The organism is Vibrio sp. 2130-1 (assembly GCF_033339515.1).
In genome coordinates, this window is sequence record NZ_JAWOUT010000237.1 from 1 (window position 1) to 731 (window position 731).

A 731-nucleotide genomic window follows, 5' to 3' on the forward strand; every position below is an offset into this window, starting at 1 on the left:
GCTGATCAAATCAAGATGCAGAACAAAGGCAGCATTATTGGTCCTTTCCGTAGTGGCGTTGGTTTCCACATCCTAAAAATTGAAGATGTGAAGGGTCTAGAAACCGTTGCGGTGACGGAAGTTAACGCTCGCCATATTCTGATCAAACCAACCGTGATTCTTAGTGATGAAGGCGCTAAAAAGCAGCTAAATGAATTCGTTCGTCGCATCAAAGCTGGCGAAGCGACCTTTGCTCAATTGGCCTCACAATACAGCCAAGACCCAGGCTCTGCGGCTCAAGATGGTGAACTTGGTTACCAAACACCGGATCTTTATGTTCCTGAATTTAAACACCAAGTTGAAACACTACCAGTTGGCTCAATCAGTGAACCATTCAAAACGGTTCATGGCTGGCACATTGTTGAAGTGTTAGACCGACGCCAAGTCGACCGCACAGATTCAGCAATGAAGAATAAAGCTTACCGCATTCTGTTCAATCGTAAGTTTAATGAAGAAGCAGGCGCATGGATGCAAGAGCTGCGTGCAAGTGCGTTTGTTGAAATCGTGGATGACAACAATGACAACTAATTCAATTCGCAGAATTGTCGTAACCGCAGGGGAACCTGCGGGCATCGGCCCTGACTTAGTGCTGGCTCTATCAAAAGAAGATTGGGCACACCAGATTGTCGTCTGCGCAGATAAAAACATGTTGCTGGAACGTGCCAAAATGCTTGGCATTGATGTCCAACTCT

The 731-nt window shown here is 46.1% G+C and carries 1 protein-coding gene and 1 pseudogene; both read left to right on the forward strand.

Annotated elements, in window-relative coordinates; translation table 11 throughout:
- Positions 1-567, forward strand: a 567-nt coding sequence (locus R7Q09_RS25425; RefSeq protein WP_318143853.1) for a peptidylprolyl isomerase, incomplete at its 5' end; no start/stop codon positions are given.
- Positions 557-731: pseudogene (locus tag R7Q09_RS25430) on the forward strand (4-hydroxythreonine-4-phosphate dehydrogenase PdxA); the annotation flags it as partial. The gene R7Q09_RS25425 and the pseudogene R7Q09_RS25430, both read left to right, overlap by 11 nt.